Genomic DNA, 16,555 nt, shown 5'->3' with positions numbered 1-16,555 from the left:
TGTCACCAACGGACGGAAACGCATCAGCTCCACGCCTGAAACGAAAGGTATCCTTACCGTTGTCGATCGTTTTGCGAAGTGTGCCAAGTGGATTGAGGCTCATTTTCCGCAGGGGATACGGCAAATCAACCAGACCGAAATCTTTCATCCCGCGCCGTTTGGGATAGGCAGAACGCTCAATTGTAAGCCATTCCACCTGGCCGACTAAATATCCCTCGTCACTGGGAATAAGAACATAGCTGTTCACGCGGGGAAACGGACGGGGCAGACCGGCATTCAATGCGACGGATTCCGGAGTTTCAATATCAAGGGATACTTTGATCTCATCTGGTGAAACAAACTCTACCATCCCAATGCGCAACGATTCCGCGTATTCAAGTGGACTGGGATTCATTTTTCCTCACCTCCCACTGCTTCGTCGTCGCCTTTTTCCGTCTGTTCTGTTCCTAAACGGGCTTTTAGAAGTTCGGCCATGCGGAAAGTGGTGCGATCAATTGCCGGTTTGGGCAGATAGTGGTCAACCAGCGTTTTCAAGTCTCCCAAGTGGTTTCCGACAAGAAGTGTCATCTGGGCAGGGCGTGCGATCTCTTGATACGTCTTTTTGATTCTCCCCATAGGATCGTCATACGAGATAATTACCAAATGAGTGGAGGGAATGGTCAGCATATCCTTTATAACCCGGTTTATATGCTCATCGCCGAAGCTGTATCCATAAGTAACCAATGTATTGTTCGGGCGGCACACTGCCGCGGCAAAGTCACGAAAAAGTTCAACATAGGGATAGGCTGCCGTTTCCCGATCCTTTGCCGAATTCGGATAAATCATCAAATTCAACGCCGTAGCATCTTGTAAGCCTGGAGCATTAAGGTATGGATCCACGGCATCAGCCCCAAAAGGCAGCCCCATTCGCCGAATATCCCGTCCTGCCTGAACCCAGTCAACCGACCCATGAAGCTTGGAGAAACGAGCAACCCCTTCCAGATATCGGGGTTCACCCCGAATACCAGGCGGATTGTAGTGCATGTCAATATTCAGACGGGAAGATCGAAAGATGGGGGAGAGGTTACCGACAAAACGATCCAAGAGATGCAATCCGGCCACTTCTGCACCAGCTTCGATCAGGCGGTCATAATTGGTGGTGAAGATTTGCAATCTGTCCCTTGTTCCTGAACGGCTGGCAAAGCTCATCAAAAAGTTGACCAGATAGCCGAAAGCTTCTTCTCTCTTGGATTCGTCTGCAGATGCGATACTCCTTTCTCCGTCAAGGATTGATTTTGCAAAGTCGTTTAACACTTGCGAGATATTCTGCCTAAGTTTTTCGATTTTTTTTCTGAGTTTCCCAGATTCGGCGGATGTATCAGACTTAGGACAATAATGTTCGAGACCAGAAAGCAATTCATTAGCCACTCGGATTTGATCTTCAAGGTTTGGCCTCTCTCGTTCTGTAGCCTTTGCAGTTGCTGTAGCGGCTTCGTCAATTTGAGACTGGAAAACACTGAACTCAGCTTTTTCCATGCCGGGCAGGCAACTACCTTTTGCTGTCCAATGAACTGAGTGAGTAAGTCCAGAGCCGAGAAGCAACGAAAGATATTCTGATTGAACCAATGCGGTGAGCCAGGGTTCAATACGAGGACGAAGCTTGTTAGTGCCGAAGGTCTCGTCTTGCTTGAGCCAGGAACATTTAGTATCTGGACAAAGTTTAAATTTTTCGTCCTCTGCTTTTTCAAAAAACACCGGCTTTGGATCATCCCGACTTTTCAGTATGTTAATTTTATCTGCCTTGCCATTTTTGTTTTGGTTTCCAGTCTCGTTGCTCATAATTAAATCTCCTCTGGTATTCCTCCGACTCTGGTTTTCTTATACCCCGGTCTATTTTCGTTCCGCTTGCTCATATCTTCTGCCTCTTGCTATTTTCAGCAATAAGTTGTTTTGCCGTTTCTTCAAGGTGTTTTATGAGTTCCGCTTCTCCTATGGCTTCCTTGTATTCTCTGCGGCGGGCGGCAAATTTTTCATATTCCTGCCGGGCAAAATCGTCGGCCTCTTTTTTGCCGATTTTCCCTGCGTTGGGCAGAACCTGACGATCATTAAAGCGGAGGAATTCATCCAGTTTTTGTTCCCAATCTTTGAGAAATATCTGTTTGCGCCGTCTGGCCTGATCCTCGGCAAAGTCCAGCCACATAACAACGATGCGGTTCAATTCATCGATTTCATGCTCTTTGAGATAATTTTTGGCGATAGTGACATCGGTTTTTCGCACCTCATCCCCTTTCCAGTTGTTCAATCCCATATTGGGGAGCAGATGATTGGCCCTGCTTTTAATCAGTTCGGCTGCAGTCATGCCGGTTGCGGCATAGTGTAGCTTGTTCTGGATGATGCTGAAAAATTTTGTGGTTTCCGAATGTGAAGGCTCGTAGTCTGCGGCCATTGCAAAAATTTCCCTGACCCGCAAGTACATCCGCCGTTCGCTTGCCCGGATATCACGGATGCGTTCCAGCATCTCATCGAAATAGTCCGGCACAAATGACCCTGGCACAGGTGGGTTTTTTAAGCGCTCGTCATCGATGACAAATCCCTTGATGATGTACTCTTTGAGGCGTTGAGTAGCCCAGATCCGGAAACGGGTAGCGATCAGACTTTTCACCCGGTAGCCCACTGAAATAATCATATCCAGATTGTAGAAATCGACCTGCCTGGCTACCTGCCTGCGACCTTCATTTTGAACTATTCGGAATTTCCGAATAGTTGCTTCCTGGATAAGCTCTCCTTCTTTATAGATATTTTTGATATGTTCATTTATGGTAGGAACCGTTACTTGAAAAAGCTCCGCCATCATTTTTTGAGTAAGCCACATAGTTTCGTTTTCGAGACGAACCTCCAGCTTTACCTGTCCATCTTCGCTCCGGTAAATCAGCAATTCGCCTTTGGGCTCTTCCGGAGATAGCTGTCTGCTTTCACTCATAATCCCAGCTCCTCCAGATATCTGTTCAGTTCTTCCTGCGTCTTAGCCAGCTCCGCCTCTATTTCTTGAATCTCCTTCCGCACCGCAGCTATATCAATATCCTCTTCCTCCTCAAAAGTATCAACATAACGCGGAATGTTCAGGTTAAACTCGGCCTCCTGGATTTCCTCCAGCGTGGCCAGGTGAGAATATTTGTCGATTTCTTTGAACTTGCGGAAAGTGGAGACGATCTTCTCGATGTCCTGATCGCGCAGACGGTTTTGTTTTTTACCGTCCTCAAATTCGCGGCTGGCGTCGATGAACAGGATATGTTTATCACGAATGGTTTCGGCCTGATCCCAAGGTTTGCGGCCTTTGTTGAAGATCAGGATGGTGGCTGGAATGCCGGTTCCGTAGAAGAGCCGGGCAGGCAGGCCGATCACCGCCTCAAGAATGTTTTCCTCAATAAATTTTCTGCGAATTGTTCCCTCGGCACCGCCGCGGAACAGCACACCATGCGGCACGATCACTCCGACCTTACCTTCACCTTCCAAGGCTATTTCAACCATGTGGGTAATAAAGGCATAGTCCCCGCGGCTCTTGGGGGGAATTCCTCGCCAGAAGCGATTGAAGCGGTCATGACTTGCGTTTTCATGCCCCCACTTATCCAGTGAAAAAGGCGGATTGGCGACCACGATGTTGAAGCGCATCAACTCATCGTTTTCAATCAACTTAGGATTGTTGATGGTGTCGCACCATTCGATCCTGGCGGAATCCATGCCATGCAGGAACATGTTCATCCGGCAAAGTGACCAGGTAGAGCCGTTAGACTCCTGTCCGAATAGGGCAAAGTTTTTGCTGCCAACTTCCTGACCTACCTTGATAAGAAGCGATCCTGATCCGCATGCAGGATCACAGATGCGATCTCCTGGTTTTGGATTAAGTAGTTTGGCCAGCAGGGTAGAAACTTCGGGCGGGGTGTAAAACTCGCCAGCCTTTTTGCCTGCGCCTGCTGCAAAACGGGCGATTAGATATTCATACACATCACCGATCACATCACGACTGCCGATATGTGAAGGACGGAGATCAAGACGCTCGTCGGCAAAATCCTCAAGGAGATTTTTTAGGCGACGATTGCGTTCTTTGGTCTGTCCAAGGGCAGGTTCGCTGTTGAAATCGATGTTGCGAAAGACATTTTCGAGTTTTGACTTGTTGGCATCCTCAATTTTTTCAAGAGCGATATTGATGATCTCGCCGATGTTTGGCTCTTCGCGCTTGCTGTAAAGATAATCAAAGTCTGATTCAGGAGGCACTACGAATCGTTCACGACTTAATGCTCGTTTAACACGCTTCTGATCACCATTATATTTCTTTTCATACTCATCACGCTTATCCTTCCACAGGTCGCTCATATACTTAATGAAGAGCATAGTGAGAATGTAGTTCTTGTATTCCGCCGGATCAATAGCGCCGCGGAAGGTGTCACAAGCACGCCAGATGACATTGTTGATTTCTTTTTGCGAAACATGAGGGCTCATTGGACGGTTCTCCCTGTTTATGTGATTGATTTTAAACAAATCGCCTTAACCAGGCGAGCCCGGCGAACTGCCAGACGGTCGAGCAAGTCCTGCTCCCGCCTCCATAGGGAAATTACCTTTTTGATTTTTTCCTGGACAGCAATGGGAGGCACTTTCACTTTAAGGTGGGAAAGTACATTTTTTGAGACAAAGGATATGCCGGTTCCACCACCGTGTGTTTGAAAATAAGATTGAGCTGGTCTCTGGTTGATCCACCAGGCCAGATATTCAGGCAACAGAGTTTTCGTTTTCAGGCGGATTATGTAAAAAGAGCTTGCTGCCAATGTGTTTTTTTAATCTGTTGTGATGCAGTAGGCAAAGTGTTCTGTCCCGCGAGCCTGAAAAAGCACGTCTCCCTTTTGCACCGCATATAGCTCAGGTTTTCTTTCAGGAAAAAAGGAAACAAGCTCGTCCATTTGCAAGGTGTGCGAATCGTCAAAATCCTTACCTTGAATCAGTCGATGCGTTCCGTGCGCATCTTCTTTTATTTTGGCCCTAGCCTGATAGCCCACCTGAATGGTGGCTAATGTCTTCAGAGAAAATATTTTCATTGTATGTAACCTTCAAACTCTTTCAGTAAGCGATCTACTGACTTAATCTATAGTTATGAAAGTTTGTTGTATCAAGAACTTGTCAGTACTTTTTTTACTGACTTGCTTTGGAGGGTAAAAACTCTCTTAGGTATTATTCCCCAGAGACTAGTCTGGCGTCGGGTTTCGTATGATTATAAAAAGGGTGAGTTGTGTTTCATGGAATAGAAATAATGTAGCTTGTGTCTCATTTTACTTTGATGAGACACAAATCCTGTCGCTATATGTTTACGCCATTAACGCGCTAACAAGATGTGTAGATATTTTTTGACACATATTTGTGTAAAAACTTTGTGTAAAGCTCGAAATTACCACAACTGGGGGGATATAACTATCCGAAAGGATTGATAATTGGGAGGAAATTGGTGGAGGCGGGGGGAGTCGAACCCCCGTCCGAGAACGCTCCGCTCAAGGCGTCTACAGGCTTAGACCAGGTTTATTTTCTCGTTTTCAAGTAAGCCCCTGGTCAGGCATCTTGAAAACCAGTCTGAAGAAGTTCTCGCCCTGGAATTGTCAGACTCAATTCCACGGCCAGCCTGATGCGTCGTCGCTTCTTCTAGCCTATCAGGCATCGGCTAGAGAAGCGCTGGCGAAAATTAAGCAGCCAGTGCGTATTCGTAATCGTTGGCATTTATTCTGTTGCTGCGTGTTTTACGAGGTCCCCGCAGCACCTCGGCCTGCAACCTTGGCTTCAACCGTCCCCGTCGAAACCATGGCGCCCCCTTTTCCAAATCTGGATGCCATGATTAAATGAATTAATCGAGAAAATCTGTTCAGCGATTTGCTACGATTAGTTATTTAAAAGGTATATCAATGAACACGTTTTTAACTTGTTTATCATATAAGACATAAAACTTTTTTTGGCAAGGGGTTTGAAAAAAGAAAAACTCTTGAAGAATAATCTCCAAGAGTTATACTTCTTGTTGGTAGCGAGGGAGGGACTTGAACCCCCGACTCTGCGGATATGAGCCGCATGCTCTGACCAGCTGAGCTACCTCGCCAAAAGAGACCTAGTTCTTTATATATTATTTCTGGAAAAATCAAGTGTTAATTTGAGAAAATTTGATTACGGTTTAAGGTTGTTCGGTTTGACAAAAGAAAGAATTTCTCTCATTTTTAAACTGCTTTTTGAACCTTTCGGGAATGTTAGACTTTAAACTCTGAATCTTTTGCTGCATTGAGGGCAGGCTCGGTACCGAAGAAACTTTGTTGTGAAGGATTTTTTTCCGGGCTAAGCTTCACATTTTAAGGTGTGGGGTATTCCTTTTGTTTTTACAGAGTTTAAAAGTCTAACCAGATCAGATTTTCAAATATCACTATTTCATAGGGTAATCTCTAAAAGAGGATAAGATATGGATAATTTTGTTTTTAATTTAACTGACGAAGAGAAAAAGTATCTTAAGGACCTGGCTTTTTTAAGTATAAAATCCAAGCTGGAAGGACAAGAAATAAACTTTCCTCTGCCTCCAACAGAGAAATTAAATGAGCATTTTGGAGCGTTTGTGACTTTGAAAATTAACGGTCAGTTACGTGGCTGCATTGGCCATATAGTAGGCGATGAACCATTAACGCAAACTATAGTTAAAATGGCCAGGGCCGCTGCTTTTGAAGACCCCAGATTTCCGCCTTTAAGCAAGGCCGAATTAGACAGGGTGGAGATAGAAATTTCGATTTTGAGTCCTCTGGAGAGGGTTCCGGACTTAAATAAAATTGTTCCAGGAAAACATGGTCTTTTGGTGCGTAAAGGCTGGTATTCGGGCCTGCTTCTGCCCCAGGTAGCTACAGAGTGGGGCTGGGATAGGGAAACATTCTTGGCTCATACCTGTCAAAAGGCGGGGTTGCCCATGAATTGTTGGCAAGATCCACAAACAGAGATTTATTGGTTCCAGGCCGTGGTTTTTTAAAAGGGAGGGACAAGTCATTATAGAGTCTGTAGCCAAACCAACTTGGACTACCAGATTAGAAATCAGGATTGAAAAAATTATGAAAACTTGTCCTCTTAAGTATGGTTTGGCCACAGACTCTATAAGCCTAATGGTTTGGTAAATGAATTTAGTTTTTCCCGCTCTCAACTTTATAGCATAAATATAAATTTTTTTACGATTTACGAAAATTATGATTCGAATAAATGAAATTATAGACAAAGTCTCTCCATACCTGACTAGTTCCGACCTGGCACTGATTCAAAAGGCCTATGTATTTTCAGCTGCGGCCCATGCGGGTCAGATCCGCCTTAGCGGTGAACCATATCTTTCTCATCCCCTAGAGGTGGCCAATATCCTGGCGGAAATGCATCTCGATGCATCAACCATTGCTGCCGGGCTATTACATGACACTGTTGAAGATACCAGAGCGAGCATTGAGGAGTTAGAACGTCATTTTGGGTCGGAAGTTGCCAAGATTGTAGATGGTGTGACCAAAATTAGCAAAATGAAGTTTGATTCCAAGGAGGAAGCCCAGGCGGAAAATATCCGTAAGATGATTTTGGCCATGGCCGATGATATTCGAGTGATCATGGTCAAGTTAGCCGACAGGTTACACAATGTGCGCACTCTGGAATTTCAGAAGGACATCAAACAAAGGCTTATTGCCAAAGAAACCCTCGATATTTATGCCCCGTTGGCAAACCGTCTCGGTCTTTATCGTTTGAAAGTTGAATTGGAGGATTTGAGTCTTAAGTATAGCCGGCCAGATATCTTCCATCAGATCGAAGATGGAATTAAAAGGCATCAGACAACCGGGCAACAATATATTGATAAGGTGTGCGACCTCATAAAAAATATCCTGGAGGAAAATTCCATTCAAGGCCGCGTTTCTGGTCGGGTCAAACATATTTACAGTATTTATCATAAAATGGTTCAGCAGGGCCTGACTCTGGACCAGGTCTATGATCTCATAGCTTTTAGGGTCATCGTCAAAAGTATCAAAGATTGTTATGCGGTTTTGGGTCTGGTCCATGCCATATGGAAGCCTGTGCCAGGAAGATTTAAGGACTATATTTCCATGCCCAAGGCCAATATGTACCAAAGTTTGCATACGACGGTCATTGGTCCTGATGGCGAACGTATTGAAATTCAGATCAGAACTGAAGAGATGCATCAGCTGGCAGAATACGGCGTGGCAGCGCACTGGAAATATAAGGAAGGTGGTACAAAACTAAAAGAAAAAGATGCCGAACGTTTTAGCTGGCTGCGTAGAATTCTTGATTGGCAGCAAGAACTAAAAGATCCACGAGAATTCATGGCCTCACTTCGTTTTGATTTGTTTCAGGACGAAGTTTATGTATTCACTCCTAGGGGCGAAGTTAAAGAGCTTCCAGAGGGGGCTACTCCGGTTGATTTTGCATACATGATTCATTCAGAGGTTGGAGATCATTGTGCCGGGGCAAAAGTAAACGGGCGTTTAGTACCATTAAACACCAAGCTAAAAAACGGTGATGTTGTTGAAATTATTACTGATCCCCACAGAAATCCTAGTCGTGACTGGCTGAAGTTCGTCAAAACAGCCAAGGCTAGGACCAGAATCAAGCATTGGATCCGTAATGAAGAGCGTGAAACGAGTATTGCTTTAGGTCGGGAGGTTCTGGAAAAAGAAGGCCGGAAACTGGGCTTGAATATCCAGAAGATTCTTAGAGAAGGGCAACTGGAGGAAGTTGCCCGGGATTTTTCTTATAAAAGTGTAGAAGATCTTTTATCTGCCGTTGGCTATGCCCGGATTACACCCAGGCAGGTTTTAAACCGCCTATTGCCCAAAGAAGAGCCTAAAACGGAGCTGGAAAAGGGCGAAGTCGCGCAAAGGGAAGAGAAAGAGCGCCTTAAGGGGCCAAGAAAAGATGGGGTACGCATCAAAGGGGTTGGCGATGTTTTGCTCAGGTTTGCCAAATGTTGCAATCCTATTCCCGGGGATCCTATAATAGGTTATATCAGTAGAGGCAGAGGGGTAACCATCCATACTACAGACTGTCCTAATGTAGAGCGGATGGAACCGGAACGAATGCTGGAAGTAGCCTGGGAAGTGGGGGTAGAAAAAGCATTTCCCGCGAAGATTAAAATTGTTTGCAAAAATGAAAAGGGTGTTCTAGCGTTGGTTAGTAGTCTTTTGACAGAGGAAGATATTGATATTGATTCCGGGACATTCAAATCTAATGTTGATGGTCGGTCTGAAATTGTTTTTACTGTTCTGGTTAACAACAGCACGCACCTGTACAAGGCCATCGAAAGCATGCGCAAATTGGAACCTGTCTTGGAGGTTACCCGGATGACGGTGAATAAAAGAAAGGCGGCTTTTTAGCCGCCTTTCTAACCGCAAATTGTGTGGACTATTGTCTAGGCTGAGACCAACTCAATTTCAAAAGTAAGGTTTTGTCCTGCCAATGGATGATTGGCATCCAGAGTTATTTGGTCCTCGCTGACATCGACAATGGTTGCTGGAAATTCCTGGCCGCTTGGATGGCGCAAGAGTAGTTGTTGCCCAACATCTTGAGGAATGTCAGGAGGCAGATGTTCTTTCGGCACTTGAATAACCATGTCTTCATTATGGGGGCCATAGGCTTCGTCACTTGGAATGGTTATTGTTTTCTTCTCTCCCGGTTCCATTTCTTTGACAGCATTTTCAAAACCAGGAATAACCTGACCTTGGCCAATGGTGAACTCTAGTGGTTCTCTGCCGTCAGAAGTATCAAAAACTGTTCCATCGTCCAACTTGCCAGTGTAGTGGACTTTAACCACTGTTCCGTCTTGAATTTTAGCCATAAAATCTCCTTTGATTTAAGTTTAGTGTTTAGAGTTTTAAGTTTAGAGTATCTTCGATCAGAGAATACTTAGGCATTTGATTGCTATGTTTCCCTTCTCCAAACACATTTGCTCTTTGATTTACCACTTTGAGCGTCCGTGTTTGTCGATTCGATATCTATGACTTAAACTCTAAACTCATTTCTTATTTTTAATTTTGACCTTGTCCACAATTTTTTCATAATAGAGTTGCTCTTGTTCCAGATTCACAGGCACTTTTCGGACGATATTCATTTTTGTGATTAAAAGGTTTAACTTTTGGATTTTTTTATACTTTTCTCGCTCATCTGTACAATGTTTAAGAAGATCTAAAGTAGATTTTATTTCCTTTTGTGCTTGTATTTCCGGGGGTATATATCCGCTATTTTTGAGGATTTTGTAAGCAATTCTTAACTCCTGTGGAACATGATTGTCTTCGTCAAGATTTAGAGGTTTACCTTTTCCTGGAAGATTGTCAAATTCTCCTTTAGCTTGAGCCTCTTTAATTTTTTCTTCAGCAATTTTAATAAATATATCCATAAGCAACTCTATTAACGCGTATGACGCAAATAATACTTATTAAATATCTTTAATAAAACCTGAGGTGAGCGATTATTATTTTAGTTTTACATTAAACACATTGGAATAAAAGTAGATTTGAGCCAGCGATTTTCTCACAATGGGTGAGATTACCATGGACAGCTTCGCTACCCTCGTAATGACGGATGTGGGCTATGTCATTGCGAGCTTAAGCAAAGTGGAGCAAAGCAATCTCAAAGTTTGAACTACAAAAAATCGCTCAATTTAGTTAAAGAGTCTGGAGCCAAACCCCATTTTGACTACCAGATTAGAAATCAGGATTGAAAAAAAATTATGAAAAATTGTCCTCTTAAGTAAGGTTTGGCCACAGACTCTAAAAAGAAAGTTTATTTTCGCCCCTCACCCTTTTATACAAATAATCGGTCTAAGCCGGGCCACTTTATACGCCAGATGCGTCTTATGGGCAACTTCCACTACCTCGGAAACATCTTTGTACGCGTCAGGAGCCTCTTCGGCCAGGCCCCGATAGGAATGACCGCGAATCTCAATGCCTTGCTGATCCAAGTCTTGAACAATTTTTGGCCCGGTGTACATTTTTTTAGCTTGTCTTCTGCTCATGGTCCGGCCAGCACCATGGCAGGCTGAACCAAAACTTAATTGCATGCCTTTTTCAGTTCCAACCAGGATATAAGAAGAAGTGCCCATACTGCCACCGATTAAAACAGGCTGGCCAACATCTCGATACTCTAAAGGCAAGTCAGGATGACCAGGCCCAAAAGCCCTGGTAGCGCCTTTTCTGTGTACAAAGAGCTTTCTTTTTTGGCCGGAAACTTCATGGTATTCTTCCCGGCAGGTATTGTGGGCAACATCATAAAGCAAAGGCATGTTAATTCCTGGAAAAACAACATCAAAGGTCTGTCTGACCAGATGGGTTAAAATTTGTCTGTTGGCCAGAGCACAGTTAATAGCTGCGCGCATGGCTCCAAGATATTCTTGTCCGGTTTTAGAGTTAATAGGGGCACAGGCCAGATCCCGGTCCGGAAGATAAATTTTTTGCCTTTTGGCTTCCATGATCATTTCGCGCATAAATTCCGTAGCAATTTGATGGCCCAAACCTCTTGAACCGCAATGGATACTCACCACACAATCATTTTGGCGCAGACCAAAGACTTGAGCCACTTTTTGATCATAGATTTCCTCAATGACCTGGACTTCAAGGTAGTGGTTGCCTGAGCCTAGGGTACCCATTTCCCTTTCCTGTCTTTGTTTGGCCTTTGCGGAGACAAATTCTGGCCGAGCTCCTTTAGCTGTTCCTCTTTCCTCTATTTTGTCCAGATCCGCCTTATCTCCATAGCCTTGTTCAACAGCCCATTTAGCCCCCTTGAGAAGAAGTTGGTCCATATCCTTGTTTTTGACTTTGAGATTTCCTTTTGAGCCAAGACCGGCAGGAATGGTCTGGAAGAGAAGGTCAGCCAGGTTTTTTTTTCGAGGCAAAATTTCTTCAAAGTGTAATCCCGTCAGAAGAGTGCGGACACCACAGGCAATATCAAACCCAACCCCGCCGGCAGAAACAACACCGCCCAGGTCAGGGTCAAAGGCGGCCACTCCGCCTATGGGAAAACCATATCCCCAATGGGCATCAGGCATGGCCATGCTCGCGGCAACGATACCTGGCAAGGTGGCAACATTAGATAATTGTTCCAGTACCTTGTCGTCCATCTCTGCTAAAAGTGATTCGCTTGCAAAAATTATAGCCGGAACGCGCATGCGGTCTTCCGGCATAAGTTGCCAGGTCCAGTGACTGATTTTTTTAAAACAGGACAAATCCATAATTACTCCTTTTAGAGGCCCGCTTAAATTTTTAAACTAAAATTAGACATCGACTATGCACTTTGCAACCCAGAAACCTTGGTTGTTTTTAAAGACCTTTAGCCCACTAAAAGTGGCTCCTTTGACTTCGACAGCAGGAGCATGCTTTTGGACATCTATGGGTTCGCCCTTTATTATTGCCTCAAGGCTAAGGTTTTCAATTTTGACCGTGTATTCGGAAAAAAGCATCCCTTGTGTGGAGATAAGAAAGATTATTTCATTTATGTAATCAAAGAAAAGAATATCCAGATCAGGAGCTTCAATAGAAATTTCTTTTTCCTGAACAGGGCGCACTTTATCGAGTTCTGTGATCACGGCAGTTAAAGCCAACCCTGCCTGCGCAAAGGCGGAAGGAACAGTCGGGCCGGCCCCAAGAATGCCAATATCAGCCTGATGATAGAAATGTTCCCAATATGGTTTCATTTTTTTGATTCTCCATAGATTTCCAGTTAAAATAATAGCTTAAAAATTCTAGAGCTGCCAGGATCAATATATTTAAAGCCCATTTTTTGGGCCTTGGTCACGGCCTTTTCCCATTGTGTATAAGTGATTTTATCCATTAGTTCTGGAAATTCGTCAGCACGGCCAGCAGGATGATACTGGTCCATGATATTTAAATAAACATCATGCATTTTATGCTCGTGAAGAAATTCCAGCCATTTGTCCGTGTCAGCAATATCACTTGGCATCAGCAGGTGCCGGACCATTAACCCTTTTCGGACCAAGCCCCGGGCATCCAGAACCATACCGCCTACCTGGGCATACATTTCCTGGATAGCTTGCATAGCTACCTCTGGGTAATCAGTGGCACGGGTGTATTTTTTGGAGTGTTTGGATGAGAAAAATTTTACGTCGGCCAGATAAATATCTATGACTCCGTCTAGTAACTTGAGGGTGTTCAGACTATCATAGGAACTGGTATTGTAGACCAAGGGCAAATTCAGACCTTGTTCAATGGCTTCGGGTAAAGCCTCTACAACTTGCGCTACTACATGAGATGGGGTGACAAGGTTGATATTTTCAGCTCCCTTTTTTTGTAATTCAAGCATGATAAAGGCCAGTTGGTTGGGATAAACTTCTTGAAACTTGGTATCGCTTAGGCTGATAGAATAGTTTTGACAAAATACACACCCAAGGTTGCAATGGGCAAAAAAGATGGCCCCAGATCCTCCCTTACCAACCAGAGGTGACTCTTCACCAAAATGGAGGTCAAAGCTGGCAACCTGGGCCAGCCGACCGGTCTTGCAAAGCCCTAGTTCGTTGTCTGTACGCCGGACATGACACTTACGGGGGCAAAGGGTGCAATCTTTTAAGATCTGTTTGAATCGAGTTATCTTTTTTTGGAGCTCACCGGATTTATAGGTTTTGATATAGACTGGTTGCATAGATGTTCCCCTTTTTTTGTGGGATGTGAAGTATAAGCACGTGTAGACCTGTTATTTTTTTCAAGAGGTTAGTTGACAAAGTTGGGAGAGGCAAGAACACGATCAATCTTGCTGAAAAAAAGTTGCAACTAATATATATAATATTTTAATAAAAAAATTCAATCATAAACTTATAAAGTGGTTCTAGTGCTACCTGGTCAAATTTGACAGAGCCGATGAAATTTACATTGAATTTTTACTGGTATTAAATTAAAGCTGGCTAGAATTTTGATTTTTTTGGATTAAATTAGGCATAATTTTGAACCGTTAACTTGAAACTCTGAACTCCAGGACAAGGAGAGGGCGTATGCTGTTTTTGGATCAGGTTGATATCCAGGGCAAAAGAATCATCATGCGCGTAGACTATAACGTGCCCTTAAAAGATGGGGCTATTACTGATGACAACCGAATTAGAGCTAGTCTGCCTACGATCAATTATCTTCTGGAAAAAGGAGCTAGCGTTGTTCTTTGTTCACACCTGGGCAAACCTAAGGGGAAGAAGAGGCCTGAGCTATCCCTTAAGCCCGTTGCTGAAAGGCTTAAAGAGTTGTTGAATAGGGATGTGATTATGGCTCCGGATTGTATTGGGGAAGAAGTCTTGAACCTAGCTCAAAGCTTAAAGCCAGGGCAAATTATGCTTTTGGAGAATCTCCGTTTTCACCCTGGTGAGCAGAAAAATGATCCTGAATTTGCCCGTGAATTAGCCAGGATGGGAGAGATTTATGTTAATGATGCCTTTGGAGTTGCCCATCGGGAACACGCATCTGTTGTAGAGGTAGCTAAATACGTGTCAAAATGTTGCGCAGGTCTTTTGCTGGAAAGAGAATGGAAGTATTTGCGGAAGGCCTTGAAAAATCCTGAGCGTCCCTTTGTGGCCGTGTCTGGCGGAGCAAAGGTTTCTTCTAAGCTTGGAATCTTAAACAGCTTGTTGGATAAAGTGGACAGACTGATTATAGGCGGGGCCATGGCCAATACTTTTTTACAGGCCCAGGGTGTGGCCATGGGCAGGTCTCTAGTAGAGAAAGACCTTATTTCAGAGGCCCAAAAGATTTTGGTTACAGCCAGAGAAAAAGGAGTTAGCCTGTATTTACCTGTTGACTTTATTACTGGTACAAGTCCGGATGGTGAGTTGGCATCTGGAGTCTGTCCATATCAGGATATTCCTCAGGAAGAAATGGCTTTGGATATAGGACCGGCAACACATACCCTGTTTGCCGAGGTGCTCAGAGATGCCCGTACAGTGGTCTGGAACGGACCCATGGGAGCTTTTGAGAACTCTACCTTTGCCCAGGGATCTTTGAACCTGGCAGAGAGTATTGCCCACCTGGATGCTTTGACTATTGTGGGTGGAGGTGACACGGATGCTTTGATCCACAAGGCTGGGCTCACAGAGAAATTCAGTTTTATTTCTACAGGCGGAGGGTCTTTTTTACAGTTTTTAGAAGGTAGGGAACTACCAGCTTTTAAGGCTTTAGAGGAGTGCAAACAATGAAGAAGTTAATAGCGGCCAATTGGAAAATGTTTAAAACTTGGGCCGAAGGGATGCAGACGGCCCGTGAGTTGTTAGTGGCTACCAGGCAAGATTTGCCTGCTGATAGAGAAGTGCTTTTAATTCCCTCCTTTACACTGTTAAAAGGGGTTGGCGAAGTCTTTTCCGGAGTAGAAAACTATTACCTGGGGGCCCAAAATTTTTATCCCGAAGAACAAGGGGCATATACTGGGGAGATAAGTCCTGTGCAGCTTATAGATTTGGGCTGCTCATTTGCCTTGGCCGGTCATTCAGAGCGAAGACATGTTTTGGGTGAAACAGATGAGTTCGTTGGTCAGAAGGTTCGGTTTGGCTTGGAAAAAGGGCTGAATATTATTTTATGTATTGGTGAAAAGATAGAAGAGCGCAAAACAGGGCAGGTAGAAGAAGTTTTGCATCGCCAGCTCGCCAAAAGTCTTGCCGGAGTAGAAAAGGATATAGAGCCGCAGCGGTTGTCTATTGCCTATGAGCCGGTTTGGGCCATTGGAACCGGAGAAGTGGCCGGGCCCAAGGAAATTGTGCATGCGCACACATTTATTCGTAATGAATTGGCTGAATATTTTCAGTTCTATAAGGATATCAGAATATTATATGGGGGTAGTGTAAAGCCCGACAATGCCAGTCAGATTCTTGGCCTTGACAATGTGGATGGAGTGCTGGTAGGTGGGGCAAGTTTGAAGGCTGAAAGCTTTAGTCAAATCGTTTTAGCAGAATAAAGCCTTTATTATTGCTTCAGTCGGACAAATTCCTGTGCCATAGTTGGCTTGGTCACTTTAAGGCTTCAGGCTTCAAACTTCAAACTATAATCTCCAAGAGGAGGAATTCTCGTTGCAGACTCTAATAATCACTATCCATATTATTGCTTGTATTGCCTTAGTTATTCTGGTCCTGCTACAGTCAGGCAAAGAAGGCATGGGTGTTATTTTTGGAGGTGGCGGTGGTAGCCTTTTTGGCAGTAGTGGTGCAGGTGGGCTTTTGTCCAAATTAACTGCAGGAGCAGCGGTAGTCTTCTTCTGTACCTCTCTTACTTTTACTTATATGAGCGCCAAAAAGCATACTGCCCGCAAGGCATCAATTGTGCTTGATGCCCCAATAACAGAAGAGCCTGCAGTACCTGCAGAGACAAACAAAGTCCCGGTGGAAAACGAGCAAAACTCAGGTAAAAATACTGGACAATCCGCTCAGTAGGGTATATAAACTCTGCTCTGCTTACTCGTTTTATAGGGGTTTATTGATATTGTGCCGAAGTGGTGGAACTGGTAGACACGCTATCTTGAGGGGGTAGTGGGCTACGCCCGTGGGGGTTCGAGTCCCCCCTTC

At 44.3% G+C, this 16,555-nt stretch carries 16 protein-coding genes, 1 tRNA gene and 1 other RNA gene; 5 read left to right on the top strand and 13 right to left on the bottom strand.

The features are described from left to right. The 8 genes from AC3WVG_RS09315 to AC3WVG_RS09280 all read right to left on the bottom strand — a co-directional run. Window positions 1-394: hypothetical protein (locus AC3WVG_RS09315; RefSeq protein WP_488797860.1), on the bottom strand; the 394-nt coding region annotated here is incomplete at its 3' end. Further along, complete coding sequence (locus AC3WVG_RS09310; protein WP_488797859.1) at window positions 391-1,818, bottom strand: SIR2 family protein; 1,428 nt, start codon at window positions 1,816-1,818, stop codon at window positions 391-393. The genes AC3WVG_RS09310 and AC3WVG_RS09315, both read right to left, overlap by 4 nt. 70 nt (window positions 1,819-1,888) lie before the next feature. After that, on the bottom strand, window positions 1,889-2,959 hold the full coding sequence (locus AC3WVG_RS09305; RefSeq protein WP_488797858.1) for a virulence RhuM family protein: 1,071 nt from the start codon (window positions 2,957-2,959) through the stop codon (window positions 1,889-1,891). Next, window positions 2,956-4,476 carry a type I restriction-modification system subunit M gene (locus AC3WVG_RS09300; RefSeq protein WP_488797857.1) on the bottom strand — a complete coding sequence of 507 codons (1,521 nt, stop codon included), beginning with the start codon at window positions 4,474-4,476 and terminating at the stop codon, window positions 2,956-2,958. Before AC3WVG_RS09300 ends, AC3WVG_RS09305 begins: the two co-directional genes overlap by 4 nt. A 17-nt stretch (window positions 4,477-4,493) precedes the next feature. Beyond that, window positions 4,494-4,751 carry a restriction endonuclease subunit S domain-containing protein gene (locus AC3WVG_RS09295; protein ID WP_488797856.1) on the bottom strand — a complete coding sequence of 86 codons (258 nt, stop codon included), beginning with the start codon at window positions 4,749-4,751 and terminating at the stop codon, window positions 4,494-4,496. Between the two features lie 57 nt (window positions 4,752-4,808). Beyond that, the gene (locus AC3WVG_RS09290) at window positions 4,809-5,066 is read right to left on the bottom strand and encodes a restriction endonuclease subunit S domain-containing protein (RefSeq protein ID WP_488797855.1); all 258 of its coding nucleotides are present in this window, start codon (window positions 5,064-5,066) and stop codon (window positions 4,809-4,811) included. A gap of 402 nt (window positions 5,067-5,468) precedes the next feature. Then, window positions 5,469-5,828: a transfer-messenger RNA gene (ssrA, locus tag AC3WVG_RS09285) on the bottom strand. 201 nt (window positions 5,829-6,029) lie between these two features. After that, window positions 6,030-6,106 (bottom strand) — tRNA-Met (locus AC3WVG_RS09280). Between the two features lie 351 nt (window positions 6,107-6,457). On the opposite strand from AC3WVG_RS09280, the gene amrA reads away from it, so the two are divergent. Next, window positions 6,458-7,009 (top strand): AmmeMemoRadiSam system protein A, encoded by a 552-nt coding sequence (gene amrA, locus AC3WVG_RS09275; protein ID WP_252379950.1) that lies wholly within the window; start codon window positions 6,458-6,460, stop codon window positions 7,007-7,009. Between the two features lie 211 nt (window positions 7,010-7,220). Then, the gene (locus AC3WVG_RS09270; RefSeq protein WP_488797854.1) at window positions 7,221-9,395 is read left to right on the top strand and encodes a RelA/SpoT family protein; all 2,175 of its coding nucleotides are present in this window, start codon (window positions 7,221-7,223) and stop codon (window positions 9,393-9,395) included. A gap of 35 nt (window positions 9,396-9,430) precedes the next feature. Here the strand turns inward: AC3WVG_RS09270 and AC3WVG_RS09265 are convergent, their stop codons facing one another. From AC3WVG_RS09265 to AC3WVG_RS09245, 5 genes are all read right to left on the bottom strand, one after another. Next, window positions 9,431-9,856 (bottom strand): FKBP-type peptidyl-prolyl cis-trans isomerase, encoded by a 426-nt coding sequence (locus AC3WVG_RS09265; RefSeq protein WP_488797853.1) that lies wholly within the window; start codon window positions 9,854-9,856, stop codon window positions 9,431-9,433. A gap of 177 nt (window positions 9,857-10,033) precedes the next feature. Next, window positions 10,034-10,414, bottom strand: a complete 381-nt coding sequence (locus AC3WVG_RS09260) for a DnaJ family domain-containing protein (protein WP_488797852.1) — start codon at window positions 10,412-10,414, stop codon at window positions 10,034-10,036. Window positions 10,415-10,813: 399 nt separating this feature from the next. Continuing rightward, window positions 10,814-12,244, bottom strand: a complete 1,431-nt coding sequence (locus AC3WVG_RS09255) for an RtcB family protein (RefSeq protein WP_488797851.1) — start codon at window positions 12,242-12,244, stop codon at window positions 10,814-10,816. Between the two features lie 42 nt (window positions 12,245-12,286). Beyond that, complete coding sequence (locus AC3WVG_RS09250; RefSeq protein ID WP_488797850.1) at window positions 12,287-12,706, bottom strand: archease; 420 nt, start codon at window positions 12,704-12,706, stop codon at window positions 12,287-12,289. A 26-nt stretch (window positions 12,707-12,732) separates the two neighbouring features. Continuing rightward, window positions 12,733-13,668, bottom strand: a complete 936-nt coding sequence (locus tag AC3WVG_RS09245; protein ID WP_488797849.1) for a radical SAM protein — start codon at window positions 13,666-13,668, stop codon at window positions 12,733-12,735. Window positions 13,669-14,014: 346 nt separating this feature from the next. On the opposite strand from AC3WVG_RS09245, the gene AC3WVG_RS09240 reads away from it, so the two are divergent. The 3 genes from AC3WVG_RS09240 to secG all read left to right on the top strand — a co-directional run bounded on the left by AC3WVG_RS09240 (window position 14,015) and on the right by secG (window position 16,423). Next, complete coding sequence (locus tag AC3WVG_RS09240) at window positions 14,015-15,199, top strand: phosphoglycerate kinase (RefSeq protein WP_488797848.1); 1,185 nt, start codon at window positions 14,015-14,017, stop codon at window positions 15,197-15,199. Then, the gene (tpiA, locus tag AC3WVG_RS09235) at window positions 15,196-15,951 is read left to right on the top strand and encodes a triose-phosphate isomerase (RefSeq protein WP_488797847.1); all 756 of its coding nucleotides are present in this window, start codon (window positions 15,196-15,198) and stop codon (window positions 15,949-15,951) included. Before AC3WVG_RS09240 ends, tpiA begins: the two co-directional genes overlap by 4 nt. Window positions 15,952-16,063: 112 nt before the next feature. Beyond that, the gene (gene secG / locus AC3WVG_RS09230) at window positions 16,064-16,423 is read left to right on the top strand and encodes a preprotein translocase subunit SecG (protein ID WP_252379940.1); all 360 of its coding nucleotides are present in this window, start codon (window positions 16,064-16,066) and stop codon (window positions 16,421-16,423) included. Window positions 16,424-16,555: the final 132 nt, after the last annotated feature.

The organism is Desulfovulcanus sp., from assembly GCF_982781345.1.
Note: the sequence above shows the minus strand (reverse complement) of the source record. Positions and strands in the feature narration are given on the sequence as shown.